General features: G+C 71.7%; 24 protein-coding genes. 9 read left to right on the top strand and 15 right to left on the bottom strand.

Translation table 11 applies throughout. The annotated features are described in order from the left end of the window. Window positions 1-15: 15 nt before the first annotated feature. From ACIBJB_RS35030 to ACIBJB_RS35010, 5 genes are all read right to left on the bottom strand, one after another. Window positions 16-372, bottom strand: a complete 357-nt coding sequence (locus ACIBJB_RS35030) for a YciI family protein (RefSeq protein ID WP_398936698.1) — start codon at window positions 370-372, stop codon at window positions 16-18. Between the two features lie 138 nt (window positions 373-510). After that, on the bottom strand, window positions 511-1902 hold the full coding sequence (locus tag ACIBJB_RS35025; RefSeq protein ID WP_398936696.1) for an FG-GAP-like repeat-containing protein: 1392 nt from the start codon (window positions 1900-1902) through the stop codon (window positions 511-513). Between the two features lie 82 nt (window positions 1903-1984). Next, window positions 1985-3019, bottom strand: coding sequence for an LCP family protein (locus ACIBJB_RS35020; protein ID WP_398936694.1), 1035 nt, complete (start codon window positions 3017-3019; stop codon window positions 1985-1987). A gap of 73 nt (window positions 3020-3092) precedes the next feature. Then, entirely contained in the window at window positions 3093-4436 is a 1344-nt protein-coding gene (locus tag ACIBJB_RS35015; RefSeq protein ID WP_398936692.1) for an endo-1,4-beta-xylanase, read from the bottom strand. Between the two features lie 82 nt (window positions 4437-4518). Further along, window positions 4519-5589, bottom strand: coding sequence for a LacI family DNA-binding transcriptional regulator (locus tag ACIBJB_RS35010; RefSeq protein WP_398936690.1), 1071 nt, complete (start codon window positions 5587-5589; stop codon window positions 4519-4521). 142 nt (window positions 5590-5731) lie between these two features. On the opposite strand from ACIBJB_RS35010, the gene ACIBJB_RS35005 reads away from it, so the two are divergent. Then, window positions 5732-8035, top strand: a complete 2304-nt coding sequence (locus ACIBJB_RS35005; protein ID WP_398936688.1) for a glycoside hydrolase family 3 N-terminal domain-containing protein — start codon at window positions 5732-5734, stop codon at window positions 8033-8035. Window positions 8036-8061: 26 nt separating this feature from the next. Here the strand turns inward: ACIBJB_RS35005 and ACIBJB_RS35000 are convergent, their stop codons facing one another. The 4 genes from ACIBJB_RS35000 to tsaB are packed head-to-tail and all read right to left on the bottom strand — an operon-like array spanning window position 8062 to window position 10601. Continuing rightward, window positions 8062-8319 (bottom strand): hypothetical protein, encoded by a 258-nt coding sequence (locus ACIBJB_RS35000; protein ID WP_398936686.1) that lies wholly within the window; start codon window positions 8317-8319, stop codon window positions 8062-8064. Further along, on the bottom strand, window positions 8316-9401 hold the full coding sequence (tsaD, locus tag ACIBJB_RS34995) for a tRNA (adenosine(37)-N6)-threonylcarbamoyltransferase complex transferase subunit TsaD (protein WP_398936684.1): 1086 nt from the start codon (window positions 9399-9401) through the stop codon (window positions 8316-8318). Before tsaD ends, ACIBJB_RS35000 begins: the two co-directional genes overlap by 4 nt. Then, window positions 9394-9948, bottom strand: coding sequence for a ribosomal protein S18-alanine N-acetyltransferase (rimI, locus tag ACIBJB_RS34990; RefSeq protein WP_398936682.1), 555 nt, complete (start codon window positions 9946-9948; stop codon window positions 9394-9396). The genes tsaD and rimI overlap by 8 nt, the downstream gene beginning before the upstream one ends. Then, complete coding sequence (gene tsaB / locus ACIBJB_RS34985; protein ID WP_398936680.1) at window positions 9945-10601, bottom strand: tRNA (adenosine(37)-N6)-threonylcarbamoyltransferase complex dimerization subunit type 1 TsaB; 657 nt, start codon at window positions 10599-10601, stop codon at window positions 9945-9947. The genes rimI and tsaB overlap by 4 nt, the downstream gene beginning before the upstream one ends. A gap of 179 nt (window positions 10602-10780) precedes the next feature. Between tsaB and ACIBJB_RS34980 the strand changes: the two genes are divergently transcribed. Continuing rightward, on the top strand, window positions 10781-11344 hold the full coding sequence (locus ACIBJB_RS34980) for a hypothetical protein (RefSeq protein WP_398936678.1): 564 nt from the start codon (window positions 10781-10783) through the stop codon (window positions 11342-11344). Between the two features lie 25 nt (window positions 11345-11369). Here the strand turns inward: ACIBJB_RS34980 and ACIBJB_RS34975 are convergent, their stop codons facing one another. From ACIBJB_RS34975 to ACIBJB_RS34950, 6 genes are all read right to left on the bottom strand, one after another. Further along, window positions 11370-11540: a hypothetical protein gene (locus tag ACIBJB_RS34975; protein WP_398936676.1), complete on the bottom strand. Its 171-nt coding sequence runs from the start codon at window positions 11538-11540 to the stop codon at window positions 11370-11372. 156 nt (window positions 11541-11696) lie between these two features. After that, a complete protein-coding gene (gene tsaE, locus ACIBJB_RS34970; RefSeq protein ID WP_398936674.1) occupies window positions 11697-12200 on the bottom strand; it encodes a tRNA (adenosine(37)-N6)-threonylcarbamoyltransferase complex ATPase subunit type 1 TsaE in 504 nt (167 codons plus the stop codon). Further along, the gene (locus ACIBJB_RS34965; protein ID WP_398936671.1) at window positions 12175-13425 is read right to left on the bottom strand and encodes an alpha/beta fold hydrolase; all 1251 of its coding nucleotides are present in this window, start codon (window positions 13423-13425) and stop codon (window positions 12175-12177) included. Before ACIBJB_RS34965 ends, tsaE begins: the two co-directional genes overlap by 26 nt. A gap of 72 nt (window positions 13426-13497) precedes the next feature. Continuing rightward, window positions 13498-14667 (bottom strand): alanine racemase, encoded by a 1170-nt coding sequence (alr, locus tag ACIBJB_RS34960; protein WP_398936669.1) that lies wholly within the window; start codon window positions 14665-14667, stop codon window positions 13498-13500. 76 nt (window positions 14668-14743) lie between these two features. Then, on the bottom strand, window positions 14744-15364 hold the full coding sequence (locus ACIBJB_RS34955; RefSeq protein ID WP_398936667.1) for a M23 family metallopeptidase: 621 nt from the start codon (window positions 15362-15364) through the stop codon (window positions 14744-14746). A 130-nt stretch (window positions 15365-15494) separates the two neighbouring features. Next, window positions 15495-16937 (bottom strand): NAD(P)H-hydrate dehydratase, encoded by a 1443-nt coding sequence (locus tag ACIBJB_RS34950; protein WP_398936665.1) that lies wholly within the window; start codon window positions 16935-16937, stop codon window positions 15495-15497. Window positions 16938-17226: 289 nt separating this feature from the next. Here ACIBJB_RS34950 and ACIBJB_RS34945 point away from each other — a divergent pair, with 289 nt between their 5' ends. The 7 genes from ACIBJB_RS34945 to ACIBJB_RS34915 all read left to right on the top strand — a co-directional run bounded on the left by ACIBJB_RS34945 (window position 17227) and on the right by ACIBJB_RS34915 (window position 24434). Next, entirely contained in the window at window positions 17227-18300 is a 1074-nt protein-coding gene (locus ACIBJB_RS34945) for a lytic transglycosylase domain-containing protein (RefSeq protein ID WP_398936662.1), read from the top strand. A gap of 75 nt (window positions 18301-18375) precedes the next feature. Next, window positions 18376-19413, top strand: a complete 1038-nt coding sequence (locus ACIBJB_RS34940) for a sigma-70 family RNA polymerase sigma factor (RefSeq protein ID WP_398936660.1) — start codon at window positions 18376-18378, stop codon at window positions 19411-19413. Between the two features lie 179 nt (window positions 19414-19592). Further along, on the top strand, window positions 19593-20537 hold the full coding sequence (locus ACIBJB_RS34935; RefSeq protein ID WP_398936658.1) for an ABC transporter ATP-binding protein: 945 nt from the start codon (window positions 19593-19595) through the stop codon (window positions 20535-20537). Further along, the gene (locus tag ACIBJB_RS34930) at window positions 20534-21304 is read left to right on the top strand and encodes an ABC transporter permease (RefSeq protein WP_030679597.1); all 771 of its coding nucleotides are present in this window, start codon (window positions 20534-20536) and stop codon (window positions 21302-21304) included. Before ACIBJB_RS34935 ends, ACIBJB_RS34930 begins: the two co-directional genes overlap by 4 nt. 3 nt (window positions 21305-21307) lie before the next feature. Next, window positions 21308-22150: an MlaE family ABC transporter permease gene (locus tag ACIBJB_RS34925; RefSeq protein ID WP_398936656.1), complete on the top strand. Its 843-nt coding sequence runs from the start codon at window positions 21308-21310 to the stop codon at window positions 22148-22150. A gap of 5 nt (window positions 22151-22155) precedes the next feature. Next, complete coding sequence (locus tag ACIBJB_RS34920) at window positions 22156-23400, top strand: MCE family protein (RefSeq protein WP_398936654.1); 1245 nt, start codon at window positions 22156-22158, stop codon at window positions 23398-23400. Continuing rightward, a complete protein-coding gene (locus ACIBJB_RS34915; protein WP_398936652.1) occupies window positions 23397-24434 on the top strand; it encodes an MCE family protein in 1038 nt (345 codons plus the stop codon). Before ACIBJB_RS34920 ends, ACIBJB_RS34915 begins: the two co-directional genes overlap by 4 nt. The last annotated feature ends 42 nt before the right edge of the window (window positions 24435-24476 follow it).

The raw sequence follows: 24476 nt of genomic DNA, 5'->3' as shown, positions 1-24476 counted from the left end.
GCCAAGGAAGCGGGCTCAGCCCTCCGCGATCTCCCGCACCTCGCAGGTGACCGTCCAGTGCTCCTCGTGCACCTTCAGGAAGCGCTTGGTCCACTCGATCGCCTCGGCCATGTCCTTGGCCTGGACGATGGCGTACCCCCCGACGACCTCCTTCGCCTCGGTGAAGGGCCCGTCGGTCACCGACAGCTGCCCGTTCTCCCAGCGCACCCGGGCCCCCTGCGCGGTCGGCGTCAGCCCGGCGGTGTCCAGCAGCACCCCGGCCTTCGTCATCTCCTCGATCAGCTCGCCCATCCGCTGCATCAGCGCGTCGCTGGGGCCCTCGGCGGGGGCGGTCTTCTCGTCGATCTGGACCATCGACAGGTAACGCGGCATGGTGACTCCTCGGTTCGCTACGGGGCCGGTCCTTCCCGGCCTCTCACCAGTGCGTCGATCGGGAGAAGCCGGGATCGACAGCCCTCGCGGATTTCTTCGGAGATTTTTTTCCCGGGCCCTGACCCGGGCCCTGACCTGCTACGACAGCGACCCGCCGAACCACGCCTTCGCGTACGGCGCCCCGACCGTCCGCCCGCCGAAGGTGAACGCCGCGTCCGTCACGATGCCCGTCGGACGCCCCCGCAGCGACCAGACCGCGCCGTCGCCGGAGTTCTCGTGGGGCGCCGCCGCCGCGAGGTCCGCGTAGCCGTTGCGGTTGATGTCGAGGAGGCTGACCGCGCCGCCGAAGCCGTCGCTCGTCTCCACGGCGCCGGGGACGCCCTTGGTGTCCTGGGTGAAGCCCTGCGCGCCCTTGCCGGTCAGCCCGCCGCGGCTGCCGTACAGGACGTTGACCATGCCCGCCCCGTCGTCGTAGCCGAGCTCCTCACCGGGCGCGCCGACCGCCACGTCGGCGTAGCCGTCGCCGTTGACGTCACCGGCCGCCACCGCGGCGCCGAAGTAGTCCTCGCTCTCCTTGCCGCCGGGGACGCCGTCCGTGTTCTGGCTGTACGTCTTCCAGGCGGACGCGGCCGAGAGGCCGGCGGCCGAGCCCGGGGCCACGGTGATGGTCGACCGGTCCTCGTCGCCCCGGACGAGGTCGTCGTAGCCGTCGCCGTTGACGTCGCCGAAGGCCACCCCGCCGAATCCCCGGGGAGCGTCGGCGGACGTGAAGGTGTCTCCGGAGGCGGAGGCCAGGTAGAACTTCGAGCCGAAGCCGCCGTCGCCGGTGTAGAGGTTCAGCGCGAGGTCGTCGCGGCCGTCGGCGTTGACGTCCCCGGCCGCGGTGTCCAGCACGTCGGCGAACTCGAAGTCCTTCGGGCCGAAGGCCTTCGTCGCGGCCGGCTTGCCGGTCCGGGAGAGCGGGCCCGTCCACACGGTGGCCGTGGTGCCGAACGGGTCGTCGACCTGGGAGCGGCCCCCGCGGAACAGGACGAGGTCCTGCTTGCCGTCGCCGTCGAAGTCGCCGGCCTGGGTGACCGCGGCGGGCACGGACACCCCGCCGGACAGGCCGCTCTTGCCGCCCCAGACGACGACCGCGTCCCGGACGGTGGAACTCTGCCCGATGACCAGGTCGGTGCGCCCGTCGCCGTCCAGGTCGCCCTTGGACAACTGGATCCCGAAGTTCTCGCCCGCTGCGGGGCTGCCCGGTATGCCGCTGGTGGCGCGGCTGACGATCGTCCGGTGGTCCTTGGTCAGGCCGTGCGGGCCGCCGTACATGACGGCGACGTAGCCCGCCCTCTTCTGGCCGCCGACCGTGGCGGTCGGGGCGCCGACGGCGAGGTCCTTGTAGCCGTCGCCGTTGAAGTCGTCCTGGACGGACGTCGGGGCGGCCGCCGCGGCACTGGCCGTCAGGGCGGGGATACCGCCGAGCGCCAGCGCACCGGCGACGAGCGGTACGGACAAGGCTTTGTACGAACGCGAGATGGCCATCGGAAATCCCCCTGGTTACGGCAGTGCAGTCACCGCAAGAGACCTTCCGGGGTGCCCGATGGTTGCACCCGCCGGTTCACCTTCAGCGCAGGGATTCCCACAGGTCACTCGCCGCCGGTTCCTTCGCCACCACCCGGTTGGGGTTCGAGGGCGCGGTCACGACCGGCATGGTCACCGTCTTCACCTCGTCGCTCGACAGGCCCTTCAGGCTCTCGCCGAGACTCATCAGCTCGGTCAGGGAGTCGAGGCCGGTGTCGGTGGTGAGACTGCCGGTGATCGCGTCGGCGACGGAGTACAGCTTGGTGGGGCTGGTCAGCAGGTTCGTCGAGGAGATCTGCTCCAGCAGGGCCTTCACCAGCTTCTGCTGGAGGCCTATGCGGCCCAGGTCGCTGCCGTCGCCGATGCCGTGCCGGGTGCGGGCGAACGCGAGGGCCCGCTTGCCGTTCAGGTGGTGGGTGCCCGCCTTCAGGGTGAGGTGGCTGTCGTCGTCGTCGATGTCCTCGTCCGTGGTCACCGTGACCCCGCCGAGCGCGTCGACCAGCTTCGCGAAGCCGGAGAAGTCGATCTCGACGTAGTGGTCCATGCGGACGTTCGTGATCGACTCGACCGTCTTGACCGCGCACACCGGACCGCCCACCGAGTAGGCGCTGTTGAACATCGCGCCGTACGCCGCCGACGTGGAGCCGCCGCTCTCCAGGGGGCACGACGGGCGGGTGACGAGGGTGTCGCGCGGGATGCTGACGACCGTCGCCGCGGTGCGGCCCGCGTCGATGTGCACGACCATCGCGGTGTCGGACCGGGCGCCGGTGCTGCTGCCGCCCCCGAGCGCCTGGTTCTCCTTGCCGCTGCGCGAGTCGGAGCCCAGGACCAGGATGTTCACCGCCTCCGTGGGCAGCGGTGCCTCCTGCGAGGCCGAAGGGGTCGGCGTCGGCTTCGCGGGGCGGTCGTCGCCGAGCGCGGTGTTGATGTCGACGCTCTTGATGTTGCTGTTGAGGTGCCAGTACGCCCAGCCCGCCGCTGCGCATCCCAGAACCAGCGTGCCCGCGAGCGTGAGGCCGACGGCCTTCAGTACTCTCGGCCGCCGGCCCGCTCGTCTGTCCTCGCCGTCTCCCGTCACAGGGAGGAACGTACGTCCGAATTATTACGAGGAAGGCCTCCTGGGCGGCTTTCTTCGGAAAATCTCAGACTTCTCATTCGAGCGTCACGGCCGGTACCGGATTGCTCCCGCTCCACGAGGCGTTGAACCCGAAGGTCACCGAACCACCGTCCGGCACGGTCCCGTTATAGGCCGCGTTGGAGCAACTGACCGCGGTCCCCGACTGGGTGCAGGTCGCGTTCCAGGCCTGGGTGATCCGCTGCCCGGCGCCGTACGTCCAGCCGGCCTTCCACGACGACAGTGCGGCACCCGAGCAGGAGATCTTCACCTGCCCCGTGAAGCCGGTGTCCCACTGACTGCTCACGCTGTAGGCGGCGGTGCACGCGCCGGTCGGTGGCGGCGTGGTCGTGCCGCCGAGCGCCTCCGCTATCGCGTGGTACGCCGGTTTCGGCGCGTAGTTCTCGTCGTACGGCGTCGCCGCGCCCTGGCCCGGGAAGGTGCTCGGGATCCAGGAGTCGGAGTCGGTGAAGCCCCAGACGGTGACGCCGGCGCAGCGCGCGACCGCCACGCACGCGTTCATGACGGCCTTGTAGTCGGCGGCCTGCTGAGCGAGCTTCGCGCTGTCGGAGGGCAGCGTCATCCGGATGTCCAGCTCGGTGATCGCCACGTCGACTCCGAGGTCGGCGAAGCGCTGGATGTTCTGCTGGAGGGTGGCGGGGACCTGGCCGACGATCAGATGGGCCTGGAGCCCGACCCCGTCGATCGGGACGCCCTGCTCCTTCAGCGACCTGACCAGGTTGTACAGGGCGGTGGACTTCGCGTTGACACCCTCGACGTTGTAGTCGTTGATGTACAGCCTGGCGGCCGGGTCGGCGGCGCGGGCGGCGGTGAGGGCCTGGGCGATGTAGCCGGTGCCGAGGCCGTTGTACCAGAGGGTCTGGCGGTAGGTGCCGTCCTCGTTGAAGGGCTCGTTGACGACGTCCCAGGCCTTGAGGCGGCCCTTGTAGCGGCCGACTTCCAGGGCTATGTGGTCGTTCATCAGTTGCCCGAGCTCGGCGGAGGTCCAGGTGCCGTTCGTCAGCCAGCTCGGGTTCTGGCTGTGCCAGACCAGGGTGTGGCCGCGTACCTGCTGGCCGTGGGCCTCGGCGAAGTCCACGATCTGGTCCGCCTCGGCCCAGTTGTAACTGCCCCGGGTCGGCTCGACCGAGCCCCACTTCATGGCGTTGCCGGGGGTCAGCGAGTTGAACTGCGCCCCGGCGAGGTCGCCGTAGGTGCCGGTGAGCTTGGACCCGGTGACGGCCGTGCCCATGACCTTGCCCTTGGCGGCGGCGAGGTCGCGCAGGGGGACGTCGGCGGCGCTCGCCGTGGGGGCCGGGAAGAGCAGCGCGAGGCCACCCAGAAGGGACACAAGGGATAAGCCGGTTCTCAGAGATCTCATTGCGGGTGCCTCCGAAAGTTTCGGTCGTGCAACCGATTGGCTTCGGAGGAGTGTGGGCGCAGGCACCCCACCCGTCAATAGCTCACCCCTCGGCCTCAGCGGTACTGCTGCGCACCACCAGGCTCGTCGCCAGCTCCACCCGGGTCGCCGCCGGGCTCCCGCCGTCCCGCCCCAGATCCAGCACCAGCTTCGCCGCGGCCTCGGCCATCTCGGTCAGCGGCTGCCGTACGGTCGTCAGCGGCGGCCCCACCCAGGGCGCCACCGGAAGGTCGTCGAACCCGACCACGCTGAGGTCCTCCGGGATGCGCAGGCCCAGCTCGCGGGCCGCCTCGTACAGACCGAGCGCCTGGAGGTCGTTGCCGGCGAAGACCGCGGTGGGCCGGTCGGGGCGGCGCAGGAGGGCCAGGCCCTGGCGGTAGCCGGTCTCGTGGTGGAAGTCGCCGGCCATGATCAGCCCGGGGTCGACGGGCAGCCCCGCGGTCTCCAGGGCGGCCCGGTAACCGTCGATCCGGGCGCGGCTGCACATCATGCGGGAGGGGCCGGTGATCGCGCCGATCCTGCGGTGCCCGAGCTCGACGAGGTGGCGGGTCGCGGCGAGCCCGCCCTGCCAGTTGGTCGCGCCGATGGAGGGCACGTCGGCGCCCGGATCGCCCGCCGGGTCCATCACCACGAACGGGATCGATCTGCTGCTCAGCAGCGCGCGCTGGGACTCGTCCAGCCCGGACAGCACGAGGACCACGCCGTAGGGGCGGCGGGCGGCGACCTGGTCGGCCCAGGTGCGGCCGGGGGTGAGCCGCCCCGCGCTCTCGCTCAGCACGACGCTGAGCCCGGCGTCACGGGCCACGTTCTCCACGCCCCGGATGACCTCCATCGCCCACGCGCTCTCCAGCTCGTGGAAGACCAGGTCGATCAGGGGCGAACGGCTCGCCTCGGCGCGCCGGCGCCGGTAGCCGTGCGCGCGCAGCAGGCCTTCGACGCGGGCGCGGGTCGCGGGAGCGACGTCGGCCCTGCCATTGAGGACCTTCGAAACTGTCGGCGCCGAAACGCCGGCCTCCCGGGCGATCTCGGCGAGCGTGGCGGTCTGTGGCGACCGGCCGGCCGTCGAGGATGTCGGGGAAGTCGTCCGGGTTTCAGCGGGCTCCGGGGGTGTCATGGCGGCGATCGTATCCCTGCGCGCCCTCTTGACGAACCCTCCCGGCGGCCCTAGGTTCCCAAAACATTCGGATTATCTATCGAAACATTCGTCAGACCAGGCCCTGAGGTCGTCGACCACAGTCGAGCCCGACAGGAGTTACATGACCACCGCGCCCTGGCGTGACCCCGCCCTGACCGCCTCCGCCCGCGTCGACGACCTCCTCTCCCGGATGACCCTTCAGGAGAAGACCGCCCAGCTCTACGGCGTGTGGGTGGGCGCCAGCACGGACGGGGACGGAGTCGCCCCCCTGCAGCGCGAGATGACCGCCGACTACGACTGGGACGAGCTGATCACCCGGGGCCTGGGCCAGCTCACCCGCCCCTTCGGCACCGCCCCGGTGGACCCGGCGCTGGGCGCGCAGGCACTGGCCCGCGCCCAGCGCCGTATCACCGAAGCGGGCCGTTTCGGCATCCCTGCGCTGGCCCACGAGGAGTGCCTGGCCGGCTTCACCACCTGGCGGGCCACCGCCTATCCGGTCCCGCTCGCCTGGGGCGCGAGCTGGGACGCCGACCTGGTCGAGGAGATGGCCGGCGCCATCGGCCGCGACCTGCGCGCGGTCGGTGTCCACCAGGGTCTGGCCCCCGTTCTGGACGTCGTCCGCGACCCGCGCTGGGGACGGGTCGAGGAGACGATCGGCGAGGACCCGTATCTGGTGGGCACGATCGGCGCCGCGTACGTCCGGGGTCTGGAGTCGGCGGGGATCGTCGCCACGCTCAAGCACTTCGCCGGGTACGCCTCCTCGGCCGGCGCCCGCAACCTCGCGCCCGTGCGCGCGGGCGTGCGGGAGTTCGCCGACATCACCCTGCCGCCCTTCGAGTTCGCCCTGCGCGAGGGCGGGGCCCGCTCGGTGATGGCCGCGTACACCGACACGGACGGCGTCCCGGCCTCCGCCGACCCCGGACTGCTGACCGAACTCCTGCGCGAGGAGTGGGGGTTCACCGGCACGGTGGTCTCCGACTACTTCGGCGTCGGCTTCCTCCAGACCCAGCACCGGATCGCCGGCACCGAGGCGGGCGCGGCCCACGCGTCCCTCGCGGCGGGCCTCGACGTCGAACTGCCCACCCTCAAGTGCTACGGCACCCCCCTGATCGAGGCCGTCCGCGCGGGCGAGGTCCCCGAGTCGCTGATCGACCGGGCGGCCCGCCGGGTCCTGCTCCAGAAATGCGAGCTGGGCCTCCTGGACGAGGACTGGAACCCGGAACCCACCGAGCGGATCGACCTGGACTCGAGGGCGAACCGCGCCCTGGCCCGCCGCCTCGCCGAGGAGTCGGTGGTGCTCCTGGACAACCCGGACGGCGTCCTCCCGCTGGCCCCCGACACCAGGGTCGCGGTCGTCGGCCCCCGCGCCGCCGACGCCCTGGCCATGCTGGGCTGCTACTCCTTCCCCTCCCACGTCCTCACCCACCACCCCGACGTCCCGATGGGCATCGAGATCCCCACGGTCCTGGAGGCCCTGCGCACCGAACTCCCCGACGCCAAGGTGACGTTCACCGAGGGCTGCGGGGTCGACGACCCGGACACCGGGGGCTTCGAGGAGGCGGTGGCCCGGACGGCGGAGGCGGACGTCTGCGTGGCGGTGCTCGGCGACCGGGCAGGCCTCTTCGGCCGGGGCACCTCGGGCGAGGGCTGCGATGTGACGGACCTGCGCCTGCCCGGTGTCCAGGGCGAGTTGCTGGACTCCCTGGTCGCGACCGGTGTCCCGGTGGTGCTGGTCCTGCTGACCGGCCGCCCCTACGCGCTCGGCCGCTGGCAGGGCCGGCTCGGCGCGGTCGTCCAGGCGTTCTTCCCCGGCGAGGAGGGCGGCCCGGCCGTCGCCGGCGTGCTGTCGGGCCGGGTCAACCCGTCGGGCCGCCTCCCGGTGAGCGTCCCGCAGGTGCCCGGCGGCCAGCCGTGGACCTACCTCCAGCCGCCGCTCGGCCTCGCGGGCGAGGTCAGCAACCTGGACCCGACCCCGCTGTACGCCTTCGGACACGGTCGCTCCTACACGGAGTTCGTGTGGGAGGACTTCACGGGCGGCGGGGCACGGGAGGAGATCGGCACGGACGGCACCCACGACGTGTCGCTGACCGTGCGCAACGCGGGGGACCGGGCGGGCGCCGAGATCGTCCAGCTCTATCTGCACGACCCGGTCGCCTCGGTGACCCGCCCGGACGTCCGCCTGATCGGCTACCGGCGGCTGGAGCTGGAGCCGGGCGAGTCCCGCCGCGTGACGTTCCGCTTCCACGCGGAGCTGTCGGCGTTCACCGACCGCAAGGGCCGCCGCGTCGTCGAACCGGGCGACCTGGAGCTGCGGCTGGCGGCATCGAGCGCGGAGGTCCGGCACACGGCACTGCTTCATCTCACGGGCCCCGTGCGGGAGTTGGGCCCGGACCGCCGACTGCGCTGCGAGACGGAGGTGTCATAGACGGAGGTGTCGCAGACGCAGTGAGCTCAGTCCACGCCCAGCGACTCGAACCGCCACCGGTGCACCGGCCGGGCGACCAACCCGTCGTCGGGCTCGGGGAGTTCGGGGAGCTGGGCGTCGTGGGCCGCGTCCCACCACGTGACGACCAGGACGCGGTCCTGCGGCGCCCGGAAGGTCTCGCGCCGCAACGGCCGTAGGGGAAGCTCCTGTCGGCGGGCCCAGGCGAGCAGTTCCTCGCCCCGCCCTTCGGCCGCCCGGGCCTCCCACATCAGCGTGACCGTCACGAGTAGAGGTTCTCCTTGCTGACCTCGTGCACATGGTCGTGGCCCGGCACGTGCGGGTCGGTCACCGGGAGGGAGGAGTCGGCGGAGAGGTCCCAGCTGGACGCGGCCCGCCCCCGGGCGACCATCTCGGCGCCGAGCGCGGCGACCATCGCGCCGTTGTCCGTGCACAGCTTGGGCCGCGGTACCCGCAGCCGGATCCCGGCGGCCTCGCAGCGCTCCTGGGCGAGGACCCGCAGCCGCGAGTTGGCGGCCACACCGCCGCCGATCATCAGGTGGTCGACGCCCTCGTCCTTGCAGGCCCGCACGGCCTTGCGGGTGAGCACGTCCACGACCGCCTCCTGGAAGGAGGCGGCCACGTCACGCACCGGCACCTCCTCCCCCGCGGCCCGTTTCGCCTCGATCCAGCGGGCGACCGCCGTCTTGAGGCCGGAGAAGGAGAAGTCGTACGCCGGGTCGCGCGGCCCGGTCAGACCGCGCGGGAACGCGATCGCCGAGGGGTCGCCCTCGCGCGCGTACCGGTCGATGACCGGACCGCCGGGGAAGCCGAGGTTCAGCACCCGGGCGATCTTGTCGAAGGCCTCGCCGGCCGCGTCGTCGATGGTCGCGCCCATCGGCCGTACGTCGGAGGTGATGTCGGAGGACAGCAGCAACGACGAGTGACCGCCGCTCACCAGCAGCGCCATCGTCGGCTCCGGCAGCGCGCCGTGCTCCAGCTGGTCCACGCAGATGTGGGAGGCGAGGTGGTTCACACCGTAGAGCGGCTTGCCGAGGGCGTAGGCGTACGCCTTCGCCGCGGAGACCCCGACGAGCAGCGCGCCGGCGAGTCCGGGACCGGCGGTGACGGCGATCCCGTCGAGGTCACGCGCGCTCACCCCGGCGTCCTTCAGGGCGCGCTCGATGGTCGGCACCATCGCTTCGAGGTGCGCCCTGCTGGCCACCTCCGGCACCACGCCACCGAACCGGGCGTGCTCGTCGACGCTGGACGCGATGGCGTCGGCCAGCAGGGTGGTGCCCCGGACGATGCCGACGCCGGTCTCGTCACAGGAGGTCTCGATGCCCAGGACAAGCGGTTCGTCAGCCATTGATCTCGGTTCCTCGTTCGGATGTCGATACCGCGGCGGAGCCGCTGTCGGATGCTGTGGTCAGTCGCATGACCAGGGCGTCCACGTTGCCCGGCTGGTAGTAGCCGCGGCGGAACCCGATCGCCTCGAAGCCGAAGCGCTCGTAGAGCTTCTGGGCGCGGATGTTGTCGATCCGGCACTCCAGCATCACTTCGGCGCACTCGAAGGCGGTCGCGGCCCGCAGCAGCTCGGTCAGCAGCACCGAGCCGAGTCCGGTGCCCCAGTGGTCGCGGGCGACGGCGATCGTCTGGACGTCGGCCCCCGCGGCGGAGCCGCTGTCGGATTCGGTGCCGGCGATGGCGAGCCCGCCGTAACCCACGATCCGCCCGCCCTCCTCGGCCACCACGTACCGCCGGGTGGCGTCGGGCCCCCGCGAGTGCGCGAGCTCGGACCAGAACATGCCCCGGGACCAGGCGTCCTCCGGGAAGAGGTCCCGCTCCAGCTCCAGGACGGGGTCGATGTCCCACCACCGCATCTCGCGCAGCACAGGAGTCACAGGTGCGGTCACTTGGGGGTGACCACCTTGTAGTTCTTGGGAACCTGCGCGTCGGGCCGGCGCAGATACAGCGGCCGCGGCGCGGGCAGTTCCTCCCCGGCCCCGATCCGCTCGGCGGCCAGGGAGGCGAGGGCGGCGGCGGAGACGTACTCGGGCTCGCGGGCGTCGGGGAAGGTGCCGGGGTAGAGCAGCGCCCCGGCGCCGACCGCGGGCAGCCCCTTGACCTGCTCGGCGATGTCGGCGGGCCGGTCGACGGCGGGTTCACCGGTCCGGGTACGGCGGTTCTCGTACCGCGCCCAGTAGACCTCCTTGCGCCGTGCGTCGGTCGCCACGACGAAGGGCCCCTCGCCGGGGTCGGCCGCGTACGCGAGTCCGTCCAGGGTGCACATCCCGTGTACGGGGATCCCGAGGGCGAGCCCGAAGGTGTCGGCGGTCATGAGCCCGACACGCAGCCCGGTGTAGGGCCCGGGTCCGGTCCCCACGACGATCCCGGTGACCGCGTCCAGCTTCACCCCCGCGTCCGCGAGCACCCGGTCGACGGCCGGCAACAACAGCTCCCCGTGCCGACGCGCGTCCACCTGGCTGAACGAGGCGACGACGTCACGCCCGTCATGCAGGGCGACGGTCACGGCAGGGGTGGCGGTATCCAGAGCGAGCAAGAGCACGCAAACAGCCTACGGCTCCGGGGAGCCCGAGGCTGCCGCAGCCCGCACAGGGACGGGCGCGGGGCGGTCTCGATGCGCCGCTCTGGCGCGCGGGCGCGACCGGCCGCAGCGGCGCCGCACCGGCCCGGCGACCTGCTACCGTCACCACAAATGAGGACTAAATACTCAAGAGGTAACCGGTGGCACCCAGCAGCGCAGGCTTCGTAACCGCCCTCACCGCAGCGGCCCTCGCAACGGTCGGCTTCCTCGGCTACCAGGCCTACGCGACGTCCCCCGCCCACCTCACCAAGGCCCGCACGAACGGCACCCCGGCGATCACCACATCGAAGGCCCCGGGGGGAAAGAAGAACGCCGCCCTCCTGCCGCCGGGCTCCGGCACGGGCACCCGCGTCGTGTACTCCCTGAGGGGCCACCGCGTCTGGCTGGTCGGCCTCGGCGACAAGGTGATCCGCACCTTCGAGGTCACACCCGGAAACATCGCCCCCGCCCCCGGCGTCTACGCGGTCACCTCCCGCTCCAACGCCGTGACCGGCACCGACGGCACTCCCATCGAACACGTGGTCCGCTTCACCAGCGTCGACGGCGTGGCGATCGGCTTCAGCGCGGCCGTGCGGGACGCGGCGCCGCCCGCCGACCCCGCCATGACCACCGTGCGGACGGGCGGCATCCGGGAGTCCCGCGCGGACGGCGACGTGATGTGGACCTTCGCGACGATCGGCGCGACGGTCGCGGTGATCCCCTGAGCCCGCTCAGGCCGCTTCGGGACGCTCAGGCCGCTTCGGGACGCTCCGCGCCCGCCCGCACGGTCTCCGGGTCGGGCATCCGCGGTGGTGTCGAGACGGCCTCCGCCGCCGCACAGGACGCCAGTAGATCACGCATGGACACGCCGCCGGCGAGCGCGTACGGCTGCGGGCGGGGCCGGTTCTCGGTGGCCGACATGGACGCCTCCTGAAGTTCGGGGGCGGGTGTAGTTAGGTAGACCTAACTACGGGCTGGGTACCATGTGACCACGCACGTGACGGCAAACGCAATATCTTGCCGACCGTTTGTCGGAACGTTCACCGAAAACGTCCGCGGGAGGGTGCGGGCGTGGTCTCAGGCCGTGAGCACGCTGAGGTCGGCGGCGGTCCACCGCTCCCCGACCGGCGTCAGCGTCACGTGCCGCACCTCGTCGGTCGTGTCACCGACCGCGCGGTGGATCCACACCTGGAGCCGGTCGTCGGTCAGTTCCTCGACCTTGCCCTCGCCCCACTCGACGACGACCACCGACTCCGGCAGCGACACGTCGAGATCGAGGTCCTCCATTTCGTCGAGCCCGCCGCCCAGGCGGTAGGCGTCGACGTGGACCAGCGGCGGCCCGTCCCCCAGGGACGGATGCACCCGGGCGATCACGAAGGTCGGCGAGGTCACGGCCCCCCGCACCCCGAGCCCCTCGCCGAGGCCCCGGGTCAGCGTCGTCTTGCCCGCGCCGAGCTCTCCGCTGAGCATCACCAGGTCCCCGGCGCGCAGCAGCTTGGCGAGCTTCAGACCCAGCTCGCGCATCTGCTCGGGGGAGGTGACGGTCAGCTCGGTCTCAGCCGGGTTGCGCGGTGCTTCCATAACCGCCAACGGTAGCCCCTGAGGGCACCGCCCCGGCTCGGGTGAGCAGGTCGGCGAGGCGGTCGGTGACCACTTCCGGGTGCTCCAGCATGACCAGGTGCCCGGCGTCGGGAACCAGCACCAGCTCCGCCTCCGGCAGCAGGGAGGCGATCGCCTCGCTGTGCTCGCTGGGCGTGACCATGTCCCCCACTCCGGCCAGGACGAGCACCGGCTTGTCCGCGAAGTGGGCGAGGGCGGCGGTCTTGTCGTGGTTGTCGAACGCCGGGTAGTACTCGGCGACCACGTCGATCGGGGTGCCCTCGATCATCCGCTCGGCGAACCGGACGACGGCAGGGTCGACGTCCCGGGACGCGAAGGAGTAGCGCTTGATGATCCCGGCGAACAGGTCGGCGGTGGCCCGCCGCCCCTTCTCCACCAGGTCGGCCCGCTGCCCCAGCGCCTTGAGGACGCCCGGCAGCACTCGTCGTACGACGTTGACGCCGGCGACGGGCAGCCCGAAGTTGACCTCCCCGAGCCGTCCGGACGACGTCCCGACCAGGGCCACCGCCACCACCCGGTCTCGGATCAGCTCGGGGTACTGGTCGGCCAGCGCCATGACGGTCATCCCGCCCATGGAGTGTCCGACGAGCACGATCGGCCCCTCGGGGACGGTCGCGTCGATGACCGCTTTCAGGTCGCGCCCGAGCTGCTCGATGTCGACCGGCACCCCGTCCTGCACCTGCCGCACCCCGCGTGCGGACCGCCCGTGGCTGCGCTGGTCCCAGTGCACGGTCCGTACGACGCCCCTGAGCGCCGCGCGCTGGAAGTGCCAGGAGTCCTGGCTGAGGCAGTAGCCGTGGCTGAAGACGACGGTGACGGGGGCGGGGGCCTTGCGCCCGAACAGCCGGCGCCGGCGCGGCGACAGCGCGGGCACGGCTTCCGGATCGACGTCGTCGACCTCGTAGTACAGCTCGGTGCCGTCGTCGGCGAGCGCCTTGCCGGGGGTGCCGCGCAGCGCGCCGTACGGCCCGGTCGAGTCGAGGGCGAGCCGCGCCTTCTGCCGCATCCCGCGCCCGACGGTGAGCCGCTCGACGGCCACACCGGCCGCGGCGCCCGCGGCGATCACGCCTATCGCGGCGCCGGCGATCCCGGTCGCCCGGCGCCAGCCGGCGCCCGCCCCCGTCGCGGAGGCGAGGGCCACCGAAGCGGCGGCGTCGACGACGGCCTCCGCACTGCTCTCGCTCACGTACCGCTCCTGTTCGCTGGGTCGGGTGCTACCGGTGTGTCGGGACTCGCTGTTCTTGCGCGCACTATGCGGTTACCCCGCTTGTTCCTCATTCACATAGACGCGAGGAACGCGCGTTCCGATGCGGGTCACGATTTCGTAGGCGATGGTGCCCGCGGCCTGCGCCCAGTCCTCGGCGGTGGGCTCGCCCCGGTCACCGGGGCCGAAGAGCACGGCCCGGGTGCCGGTGGCGGGCTCGTCGCCGCCGAGGTCCACGACGAACTGGTCCATGGCGATCCGCCCGGCGACCGTCCGCCACTTGCCGTCGACCAGCACCGGTCCGGCGCCGGAGGCGTGCCGCGGGATGCCGTCCGCGTATCCGACGGGCACCAGGCCGAGGGTCGTGGCGCCCGGGGTGACGTAACGATGGCCGTAACTGACGCCATGGCCGCCCGGAACATGCTTGACCAGCGCCATCGACGCCGACAGCGTCATCACCGGACGCAGCCCGAAGTCGGCGGGGGCGCCGACTTCGGGGCTGGGCGAGATGCCGTAGACCGCGATGCCCGCCCGGACGAGGTCGAAGTGGCTCTCCGGAAGCGTGAGCGTCGCGGGCGAGTTGGCGATGTGGCGCACCTCGGGGCGCACGCCCTGCCCTTCGGCGTACGCCAGCATCTCCCGGAAGCGGGTGAGCTGGGCGGCGATGGAGGGATGCCCCGGCTCGTCGGCGCAGGCGAAATGCGACCAGAGGCCGGTGACGCGCAGGAGGCCTTCGGACTGGGCGCTCAGGGCCTCGGCGACCAGCTCGGCCCAGTCCTCACCCGGCTGGCAGCCGCCCCGCCCCAGTCCGGTGTCGGCCTTGAGCTGCACGCGCGCGGGAAGGCCGGCCTCGCGGGCCGCGGCGACGAGCTCCCGGAGCGCCCACAGCCCGCTGACGGACACGTCGAGGTCGGCCTCGATCGCCTCCCGCCAGGGGCCGCCGGGCGTCCACAGCCAGCACATGATCCGCCCCGGCAGCCCCGCCTTCCGCAGTGCGAGAGCCTCCTCCGGCGTGGCGGTCCCGAGCCAGCGCGCGCCCGCCTCGACCGCGGCGCGGGCGCAGGGCACCGCGCCATGGCCGTACGCGTCGGACTTGACCACGGCCATGACGGCGGCTCCCGACGCGCGGGCGCGCAGGGCCCGCACGTTGGCCCGCAGTGCGGCCAGGTCGATCTCGGCACGGGCGCGCAGTGGGGCGGTCGGGGCAGTTGCTGTCTCGTTCATGGCGCCCCCAGTGTCTCAGAGACGACTGACACCGCCGATGAGCGCGTCCCCCTCGGGACACGCACGCGCACGCGTGTCAGAGTCTCAGACCGTGCCGGGCCAGGTATTTCACCGGGTCGATGTCCGAGCCGTACGGGCGGCGGGACCGGACCTCGAAGTGCAGATGCGGGCCGGTGGCGCGCCCGGTGGCGCCGCTGCTGCCGATCCGGGTGCCGGCCCTGACCTTGGCGCCGCGCGCGACCGAGATGCGCGAGAGATGTGCGTAGAGCACATATCGGGAATCGCTCATCTTGATCGTCACGGCCTTTCCGTACGACCCCGACCAGCTGGCCAGGACGACGACGCCGGTGCCGACCGCGTAAACCGGGGTTCCCTTCGGCACGGCAAGATCCACTCCGGTGTGGTAGCCGACCTGCCAGTTTCCCCGCACCCGGTAACGCATCGTCACCCTGGCCCGTTTTCGAATGGGTCGGCACCACTTGGCGGCGAGGGAGCGGTCGTCGATCTCGACGTCCTCGGCGGCCTCGAACTGCTCCTCGTATTCCGCGTCGTAGTCGCTGCCGCAGTTCCCGCCGGGCTCTTCCTGTAACGGTTCCTGGGTGTCCTCGCGGAAACCGAGAACGGGACTCCCCAGAACGACTGCCGCGCCTCCCAGCAACTCGCGCCGGGTGGTGCCTCGTATATTTGGCTCATCCATGCGGCCAGCGAAACATCGCCCTTTCAGCTCCGCATATTCGGCCGACCGGTATTGGTCCCATCAGGTAGTAGTTCGCGGTTACGCGTCGGTATACCGGCTCGCCGTCACCCGTACGGCTGCTGATCCGCCGTCACGCCTCCGTCACGTCCCTTACGTCTCGCCAGGCCGCCGGTACGGCCTCGGCCACGTCGTGCGCCCCCACCGGCGCCCCGTCCGCCGCGAACCGCCCGGCCAGCCCGTGCAGATACGCGCCCACGCTGCCGGCGTCCAGAGCGCTCAGCCCGGACGCGAGCAGGGACCCGGCGAGACCGGACAGGACGTCACCGCTGCCGGCGGTGGCCAGCCATGCCGTCCCGGTCGGGTTGACGCGTACGGCCCCGCCGCCGGCGTCGGCGACGAGCGTGGTCGAGCCCTTGAGCAGCACGGTCGCGTCGTAGCGCCCGGCGAGTTCCCGCGCCGAGGCCAGCCGGGCCCCCTCGACCTCCTCGCGCGGCACCCCGAGGAGCGCGGCGGCCTCTCCGGCGTGCGGGGTCATGAGGGTCGGCGCGGTACGCGCGCGTACGGCGTCCCGGTCGGCGAGCCGCAGTCCGTCCGCGTCGATGAGGACCGGCACGTCCGACGCCAGCACCTCCGCGACGGCCGAGGCGTCGTCCCCGGCCCCCGGCCCGACGACCCACGCCTGCACGCGTCCGGCGTGCCTCGGCCCCCGGTCGGAGACGAGCGTCTCGGGGAAGCGGGCGATCACGGCGTCCCCGGCGGGCCCGACGTACCGCACGGCCCCGGCGCCGCCCCGCAGCGCCCCGTACACGGCGAGCACGGCGGCCCCCGGGTACCGCGCGGACCCGGCGGCGATCCCGACGACACCTCGCCGGTACTTGTCGCTCTCTCCGGTCGGCACGGGCAGGAGCCGCCGTACATCGGCGTGCTGGAGGGCTTCCAGTTCGGCCTTCTCTGGTAGGGCGAGCCCGATGTCGACGAGCCGCACCGACCCGGCGTACTCCCGCGCGGGATCGATCAGCAGACCCGGCTTGTGCGTCCCGAACGTGACGGTCAGGTCGGCCCGTACGGCCGCCCCGTTCACCTGGCCCGTGTCCGCGTCCACCCCGCTCGGCAGGTCGACGGCGACGACGGCCGCGCGGGACCGCTCGGCGACCTCGGCCAGCCGGGCCGCGTCGGGGCGGAGCCCGCCCTTGCCGCCGATCCCGACGATGCCGTCGAGGAGGAGGTCGGCCCGTTCGATGAGCCCCTCGGCGCCATCCGGAGCCACCGTCCGGCCTCCCGCGCGCCGCAGCGCCGCGAGGCCCCCGCCATGGGCCCGTTCGGGTGCGAGCAGCACAGCGGTGACACCGGCCCCGCGCCTCGCGAGCCGCGCGCCCGCGTAGAGGGCGTCACCGCCGTTGTCCCCGCTCCCGACGAGCAGCACGACCCGACGGCCGTACACCCGCCCCAGCAGGTCCGCGCAGGCGGCGGCGAGTCCGGCAGCCGCCCGCTGCATCAGCGCCCCCTCCGGAAGCCGTGCCATCAGCTCCCGCTCGGCGGCCCTGACCGTCTCCACGTTGTACGCAGTACGCATGGGTCCGAGTCTCCCCCGTCACGGGCGGAGATGAACAGGACGGGCCCGGTGCGCCGACGGGGCCGTAAGGGGCCCTCGGCCACCGCTCATCGTGTCACGAAAGTGGATCTTGTACGTGCGCGCGGTTCGAGGAGTGCGCCTGCGCAGCGCCGACGAGCCGCTCACCCTCTCCGTGGACGCGCGTGCCGACCCCGCCTCCCGAAATTCTCCCCGTTCCGTGCGACGGACGCGCCGCCCTGCCCCGTAGAGCAGAAGCAGACGACATCAACCCACAGGGAGGGAGCGCGACGTGGCAGGGCACAGAGCCAGAGCTGCCAGGGGGGCGGCGATCACGGTGGCGGCCATGGCGGCGCTGACCGCGTCACAGGCGCCGGGGGCGGTCCCGGCACGGGCCTCCGTACCCCAGCGGGAGGCACCCGTCGAGCACGGGCCGAGCGTATCGGGCGACACCCCGTACCGCACCGCACTCCCGCCGCTGCGGACGCGGGACCGCAAGCGTGGGGCATCTGTGCCTGGGGCGGCGGGGGCGGGCGCCGCGCTCCCGGCGAGTGTGTTCGCCGCCTACCGGCGCGCCGAGGCGGAGCTCGCGCGGACCGCTCCCGGCTGCCGGCTGCGCTGGCAGTTGCTGGCCGCGATCGGCCAGGTGGAGTCCGGGCAGGCGCGGGGCGGCCGGGTGACGGCGGACGGTACGACCGTGGCGCCGATCCTCGGGCCGCGACTGGACGGCGGCGCCTTCGCCGTCGTACGGGACACCGACGGCGGCGCGTACGACGGGGACCCGGCCTACGACCGGGCGGTCGGACCGATGCAGTTCATCCCGTCGACCTGGGCCCGCTGGGGCGTGGACGGCAACGGCGACGGGCGGGCCGACCCGGGCAACGTCTTCGACGCGGCACTCGCCGCCGGGCGCTATCTGTGCGCGGGTGGGCGGGACCTCTCCGACCCGGCCGGGTTGGACCGGGCGGTCCTCGGCTACAACCACTCGGAGGCGTATCTCCGCACGGTCAGAGCCTGGTACACCTACTTCCTGGAAGGGCACCGGGTGGTGCCGGACAGCTCCGCGAAGGGGTCGAGTCGTTCCGAGCCGTCGCGGCCGGAACCTGTGCCGAAACCCACTCCGAAGCCGACCCCGTCCCCCCGTCCCAGCGCCTCCCGGACTCCGTCGGCACCTGGCTCGCCGACGCCCGGCACGTCCCGTCCATCAGCCGGGGGCACGGAGACGCAGGAACCCCAACTCCCCGCGCCCGGCACGGACATCGAACTGCCCGGCGACGACCTGCTGCCCAGCGGCGCTCCGCTGGGCAGCAACAGTGCGGACTCGATGGCCTCCACCCCCTCCACAACTGCGGATACTGGGCGGTAATGTCGCCATCCGCCGGACAGCACGAGACCGGCGGATGAGCGCGAAGGGGCCCTCATGGCGATGGACATGCCTGACATGCCTGACATCCCTGCGGAGATACAGGCGGCCCACGACCGTTGGCAACGCATGTGGAGCCACCGCGAGCACCTGCTCAAGGTGGCCCGGCGCAGGTCGATGAGCCCTGAGGATGCCGAGGACGCGGTGCACGAGGCCATGCTGCGCGCCGCGGAGCGCCCCGACCTGGACGACGAACGCCTCGGCGCCTGGCTGACGACCGTGACCATGCGGCTGTGCGTCGACCGGTACCGCCAGGTCAACCGTGAGGCCGAGGTACGCAGCAGCCCCACGCTCGTCGCGCCGGGCCCGGTGCCCGTCGAGGAGGCGGTGTGCGACCGGGCCGAGGCCAAGTGGCTGGCCGTGCGCAGCGGGGAACTGCCCGCGCGCCAGGCGGAAGCGCTCCGGCTGAAGTCCGAGGACCTCGACGTCGGCCAGGTCGCCGTGCGCATGGGGCTCAGCTATCGGACCGTCGAGTCGCTGCTCGCCCGGGCCCGGCGCACGTTGCGTACCTCGCTGGCCGGAACGCTGGGCCTCGCCCTGTTCCTGTGGGGGCGCGGGAAGCTGCGCGCGGGCGGACACGCGCAGGCGGTGGTGGTGACCTCGACGGCCGCGACCCTGGTGGTGGCGGGGTTCGTGTTGCCGTACGTCCACGACGGGAACGGGCAGGGCACTCCCCGTCCCTCGGTGTCCCGTATGTCCCAGGCGACCACGCGGACCGTCCGGCCCGACGACATCGGCCGGGCAGCCGCCCCGAACGCCCGTGATCTGTCGACCGCCTCGACGTCTCACGAAGCGACGCCGACCGTGCCACCCGGCGATGACGACCGGCCGCTGCTGCCACTGTCGGTGCCGCCACTGCCGGACGCCTCACTGACAGCGGTGCCGTCCGTCCCCGACGTTCCCAATGTTCCCGGCGTGTCCGACCTGCCGAACACGTCCGACATCCCCGATCTGCCGGACGCGTCCGCGATCCCGACGACACTACCGGCCCTCCCCGAGGCTCCCGCCACGTCCTCCGCCCCGGCCGACGTACCGACGCCGACCCCGCTGCCGTAGAACCGCGCCAAGAGCGCCGCCGCAGAACCAGTGGTACCGCCGGGAAAGACGCCGCTGTCGACCTGACGGAAACCCCGCCGCAAGACCCCGGAAAAAAATCCGCGTCCGTCGCGACGGACACCCCGCCCCTCCCCGTAGAGCAGATGTCAGAGCTGCTCCATGGCTGAAGGGTGGACCGGATGGGTGTCGAGATCTGTGTGGAAGGGCTGACGAAGTCCTTCGGTCACCAGGTCATCTGGCAGGACGTCTCACTGACGCTGCCCGCCGGGGAGGTCTCGGTCATGCTCGGCCCCTCGGGTACGGGCAAGTCGGTGTTCCTCAAGACGCTCGTCGGACTGCTGAAGCCGGAGCGCGGTTCGGTGAAAGTCGCGGGCCGGGACGTGACCAGGCTGCGCGAGCACGAGCTCTACGAAGTGCGGAAGCTCTTCGGCGTGCTGTTCCAGGACGGCGCGCTGTTCGGCTCGATGAACCTGTACGACAACATCGCCTTCCCGCTGCGCGAGCACACCCGCAAGTCCGAGAGCCAGATCCGGCGCATCGTGCTCGAGAAGATGGACATGGTCGGGCTGATCGGGTCCGAAGAGAAGCTGCCCGGTGAGATCTCCGGCGGAATGCGCAAGCGGGCCGGGCTGGCGCGGGCGCTGGTGCTCGACCCGGAGATCATTCTGTTCGACGAGCCGGACTCGGGCCTCGACCCGGTGCGCGTCGCGTACCTCAACCAGCTCATCGTCGACCTCAACGCGCAGATCAACGCGACGTTCCTGATCGTCACGCACGACATCGCCTCGGCCCGGCAGGTGCCGGACAACATCGGGCTGTTGTTCCGCCGCGAGCTGGTCATGTTCGGGCCCCGCGAGAAGCTGCTGACCAGCGACGAGCCGGTCGTACGGCAGTTTCTGAACGGCCGGATGCAGGGCCCGATCGGCATGGCGGAGGAGAAGGACGCCGCTCAGGTCGAGCAGGAGCTGGCCCAGCTCGGCGACGGAGCGCACCCGAAGACTCCCGGCAGTCAGGCTCTGACGCCCCGACTGTTGCCGGGGCCGGGCATCATCCGCCCGCCCCGATGGGAGGCGATCGCGAGACGCGAGGCCGAGCTGCACCGGAAAGAGGTGGCGGACGCATGAGCCTGTCACCGACCGGGGCGCTCAGACAGTCGGGGAACCTCTTCGCGATGGCCCTGGACGTCGTCCGGACCGTGCCCCGACGGCCCTTCCAGGCAAGGGAGTTCATCCAGCAGGCCTGGTTCGTCGCGAGCGTCACCATCCTGCCGACGGCCCTCGTGTCCATCCCCTTCGGCGCGGTCATCGCGCTGCAGATCGGCAGTCTGACCCGGCAGCTCGGCGCCCAGTCGTTCTCCGGGGCCGCCTCGGTCCTCGCGGTGCTGCGGGAGGCATCGCCGATCGTCACCGCGCTGCTGATCGCGGGCGCCGGCGGCACGGCCATCTGCGCGGACCTCGGGGCGCGGAAGATCCGCGAGGAGATCGACGCGATGCAGGTGCTGGGCATCGACCCCATTCACCGGCTGGTCGTCCCGCGCGTGCTGGCGTCGATGGTGGTGGCGGTGCTGCTCAACGGGCTGGTGTCCGTCGTCGGTGTCGCCGGCGGCTACTTCTTCAACGTCGTGCTGCAGAACGGCACACCGGGCGCCTATCTCGCCTCCTTCACCACGCTGGCCCAGCTGTCCGACCTGTGGGCGGCCGAGATCAAGGCGCTGGTGTTCGGTGCGATCGCGGCGATCGTCGCCTCGTACAAGGGACTTACGGCGAAGGGCGGGCCGAAGGGTGTGGGCGACGCCGTGAACCAGTCGGTGGTGATCACCTTCATGTTGCTGTTCGTGACGAACTTCGTGATGACCGCGGTGTACTTCCAAGTCGCCCCGCAGAGGGGTTAGCCGATGCGACCGACACGACTGACGCGGCTTCAAGGACTCCTCGCCCGCCCGCTGCGCTCACTCGAAGAACTGGGAACCCAACTCTCCTTCTACGGACGCTCGTTGGCGTGGACGGGCCGCACCGTGCGCCGCTACAAGAAGGAGATCCTGCGGCTGCTCGCCGAGGTGAGCTTCGGCCGTGGCGCGCTCGCCGTCGTGGGGGGCACGGTCGGCGTCATCGCCTTCCTTTCGTTCTTCACCGGCACGGAGGTGGGACTGCAGGGGTACGCCGCGCTCAACCAGCTCGGCACGTCCAATTTCGTGGCGTTCCTCTCGGCGTACTTCAACACCCGGGAGATCGCCCCGCTGGTGGCCGGGCTCGCGCTGTCCGCCACGGTCGGCGCCGGGTTCACGGCGCAGCTCGGTGCGATGCGGATCAGCGAGGAGACCGACGCGCTCGAAGTCATGGGCGTCCCCTCGCTGCCGTTCCTGGTGACGACCCGGATGATCGCCGGCTTCGTCGCGGTGATCCCGCTGTACGTGGTAGGGCTGCTGTCCTCGTACTTCGCCGCCCGCACCATCACCACCGGCTACTACGGGCAGTCCGCGGGCACCTACGACCACTACTTCCAGCAGTACCTGCCGCCGGTCGACGTGCTGTGGTCCTTCGGCAAGGTGCTCGTCTTCGCCGTCCTGATCATCCTGGTGCACTGCTTCTACGGCTACTACGCGAGCGGCGGCCCGGCGGGCGTCGGCGTCGCCGTGGGCCGCGCCGTGCGCACCTCGATCGTCGCGATCAACGTCCTGGACTTCTTCCTGTCGCTCGCGATCTGGGGCGCCAACACGACCGTGCGGATTGCGGGGTGAGCCGTATGAGAGTACTGAGACTGCGGTTGTACGGCTTGGTGTTCCTCGCCGTGCTCGGCCTGCTGCTGTCCCTGTCCGTCGCCGTGTACCAGCAGGTGTTCACCTCGGCCGTACGGATCAAGCTGGAGGCCGACAGCCTCGGCAACCAGCTCGATCCGCGGGCCGACGTCAAGCTGCGCGGGCTGCTGGTCGGCGAGGTGCGCGCGGTGCACGCCGACGGGACGAAGGCGACGCTCGACATCGCGCTGAAGCCGGAGTACGTCGCGCACATCCCGTCCGACGTGCACGCACGCCTGCTGCCCAAGACGCTGTTCGGCGAGAAGTACGTCGATCTGGTCGCGCCCGCGCACTCCGCGCCCTCGTCTGCTCGCCCCATCCGTGCCGGGGACGTCATCACCCAGGACCGCACCCGTGTCGGCATCGAGCTCCAGCAGTTGATGAACGACCTGCTGCCGCTGCTGCGGACCGTGCAGCCCGGCAAGCTCGACGCCACGCTCTCCGCGTTCGCCACCGCCCTCGAAGGGCGCGGCGACCGGATCGGCGACAACCTCACGCGCGTGGAGGACTACCTGCACCGCCTCAACCCCCACCTGCCGTCCCTCACCGAGGACTTCGCACGCCTGGCCGACGTCGCCGAGGTGTACGGCGACGCGGCTCCCGACCTGATGGAGATCCTGCGCAACACCGTCACCACCAGCCGCACCATCGTCGAGCAGCGGGACCGGCTCGCGTCCGCGCTCACCACGACGGCCACCGCCGCGGGCACCGCGGACGACTTCCTCGACGCGAACGGCGACCGGCTGATCACCCTGGGCCGGATCTCCCGCCCCACGCTCGACCTCTTCGCCCGTTACTCGCCCGAGTACCCCTGTCTCCTCGCCGGCCTGGTCCGTGAGGAGCAGGCCTCCGAGCAGGCGTTCCGCGGCGGCAAGATGCACATCACGCTCGAGGTCGTCCGCCAGCAGGGGGCGTACGAACCCGGTGAGTATCCCCGCTACGGCGAACGGTCCGGGCCCAACTGCCGCGACCTGCCCCGTCCGCCGGTGCCCGCACCCGGGTTCCACCTCGACGACGGGTCGAAGAAGGGGAGTTCGTCCGGCCCGTCCGGGGTGTCCGCCACCCGGGCCGAGCAACGCGCCGTCGGCTCACTCGTGGCACCCGTCATGGGCGTGCCCGCCGACCAGGTGCCGCCGGTGGCGACCCTGCTGTTCGGGCCGATGGCGCGCGGGACGGCGGTGAGCGTCGCATGAGGAACACAGGAGCCCGACAGGCCGCCGCACCGCTGATCAAGTTCAGCCTCTTCGCCCTGGTGACGATCCTGGCGACGGCCCTGCTCGCCGCCACCATCGTCAACATCTCCCTCACCCCGGAGCACACGTACCGTGCGGTGTTCAGCGATGTCACCGGCCTGGAGAAGGGCGACGACATCCGGGTTGCCGGGGTACGCGTCGGCGAGGTCGAGGGCATCAGCATCAAGGACCGGACGCTGGCGCAGGTCACCTTCACGGTCAGCGCGGACCGTCCGCTGCTCAGCAGCACCGGCGCGGTCGTCCGCTACCGGAACCTGGTCGGACAGCGCTATGTCGCCCTGACCGAGGGCGCGGGAGACGGCACCCGGCTGAAGCCCGGCGCCACGATCCCGCTGTCGCGCACGCAGCCCGCACTGGACCTCAACGCGCTGCTGAACGGCTTCAAGCCGCTGTTCGCCGCGCTCAGCCCGCAGGACGTCAACCAGCTCGCCACCGAGATCATCCGCACATTGCAGGGCGAGGGAGGCACCGTCAACAGCCTGCTCGCGCACACGGCCTCGCTCACCACGACGCTGGCCGGCCGCGACAAGCTCATCGGCTCCGTCATCGACAACCTCAACACGGTGCTGGGGACGCTGGACAAGCGCGGCTCCCGCTTCTCTGGGCTGCTCAAGCAGTTGCGCCGGCTGATCTCGGGCCTGTCCGCCGACCGCAAGCCCATCGGGCAGTCGCTGGTGAGCATCGGCGACCTGACGGACGCCACCTCGGGGCTGCTCACGGACGCGCGTCCACCGTTGAAGGACGACATCGCCGAGCTGACCGATCTCACCGGAACGCTGAACAAGAACGAGAAGACTGTGGAGGGCGTCCTGAAGCGGCTGCCGAACAAGCTCAACGCGCTGACGGGGACGGCGTCCTACGGCTCGTGGTTCAACTTCTACCTCTGCGACTTCGACGGCCGGATCGTGCTGCCGAAGACGAAGCAGACGCTCACTCCAGACCTGCATGTGGCGAGGGCGAGGTGCGGCGCATGATGAAGCGCTCCCGCAAGCGCCGCCCGGAGCCGTTGGTCAAGG

This window comes from Streptomyces sp. NPDC050759, from assembly GCF_044456945.1.
Taxonomy (GTDB): domain Bacteria; phylum Actinomycetota; class Actinomycetes; order Streptomycetales; family Streptomycetaceae; genus Streptomyces.
The sequence above is the reverse complement of the archived record's forward strand: the minus strand, read 5'-3'. Positions and strand labels throughout refer to the sequence as shown.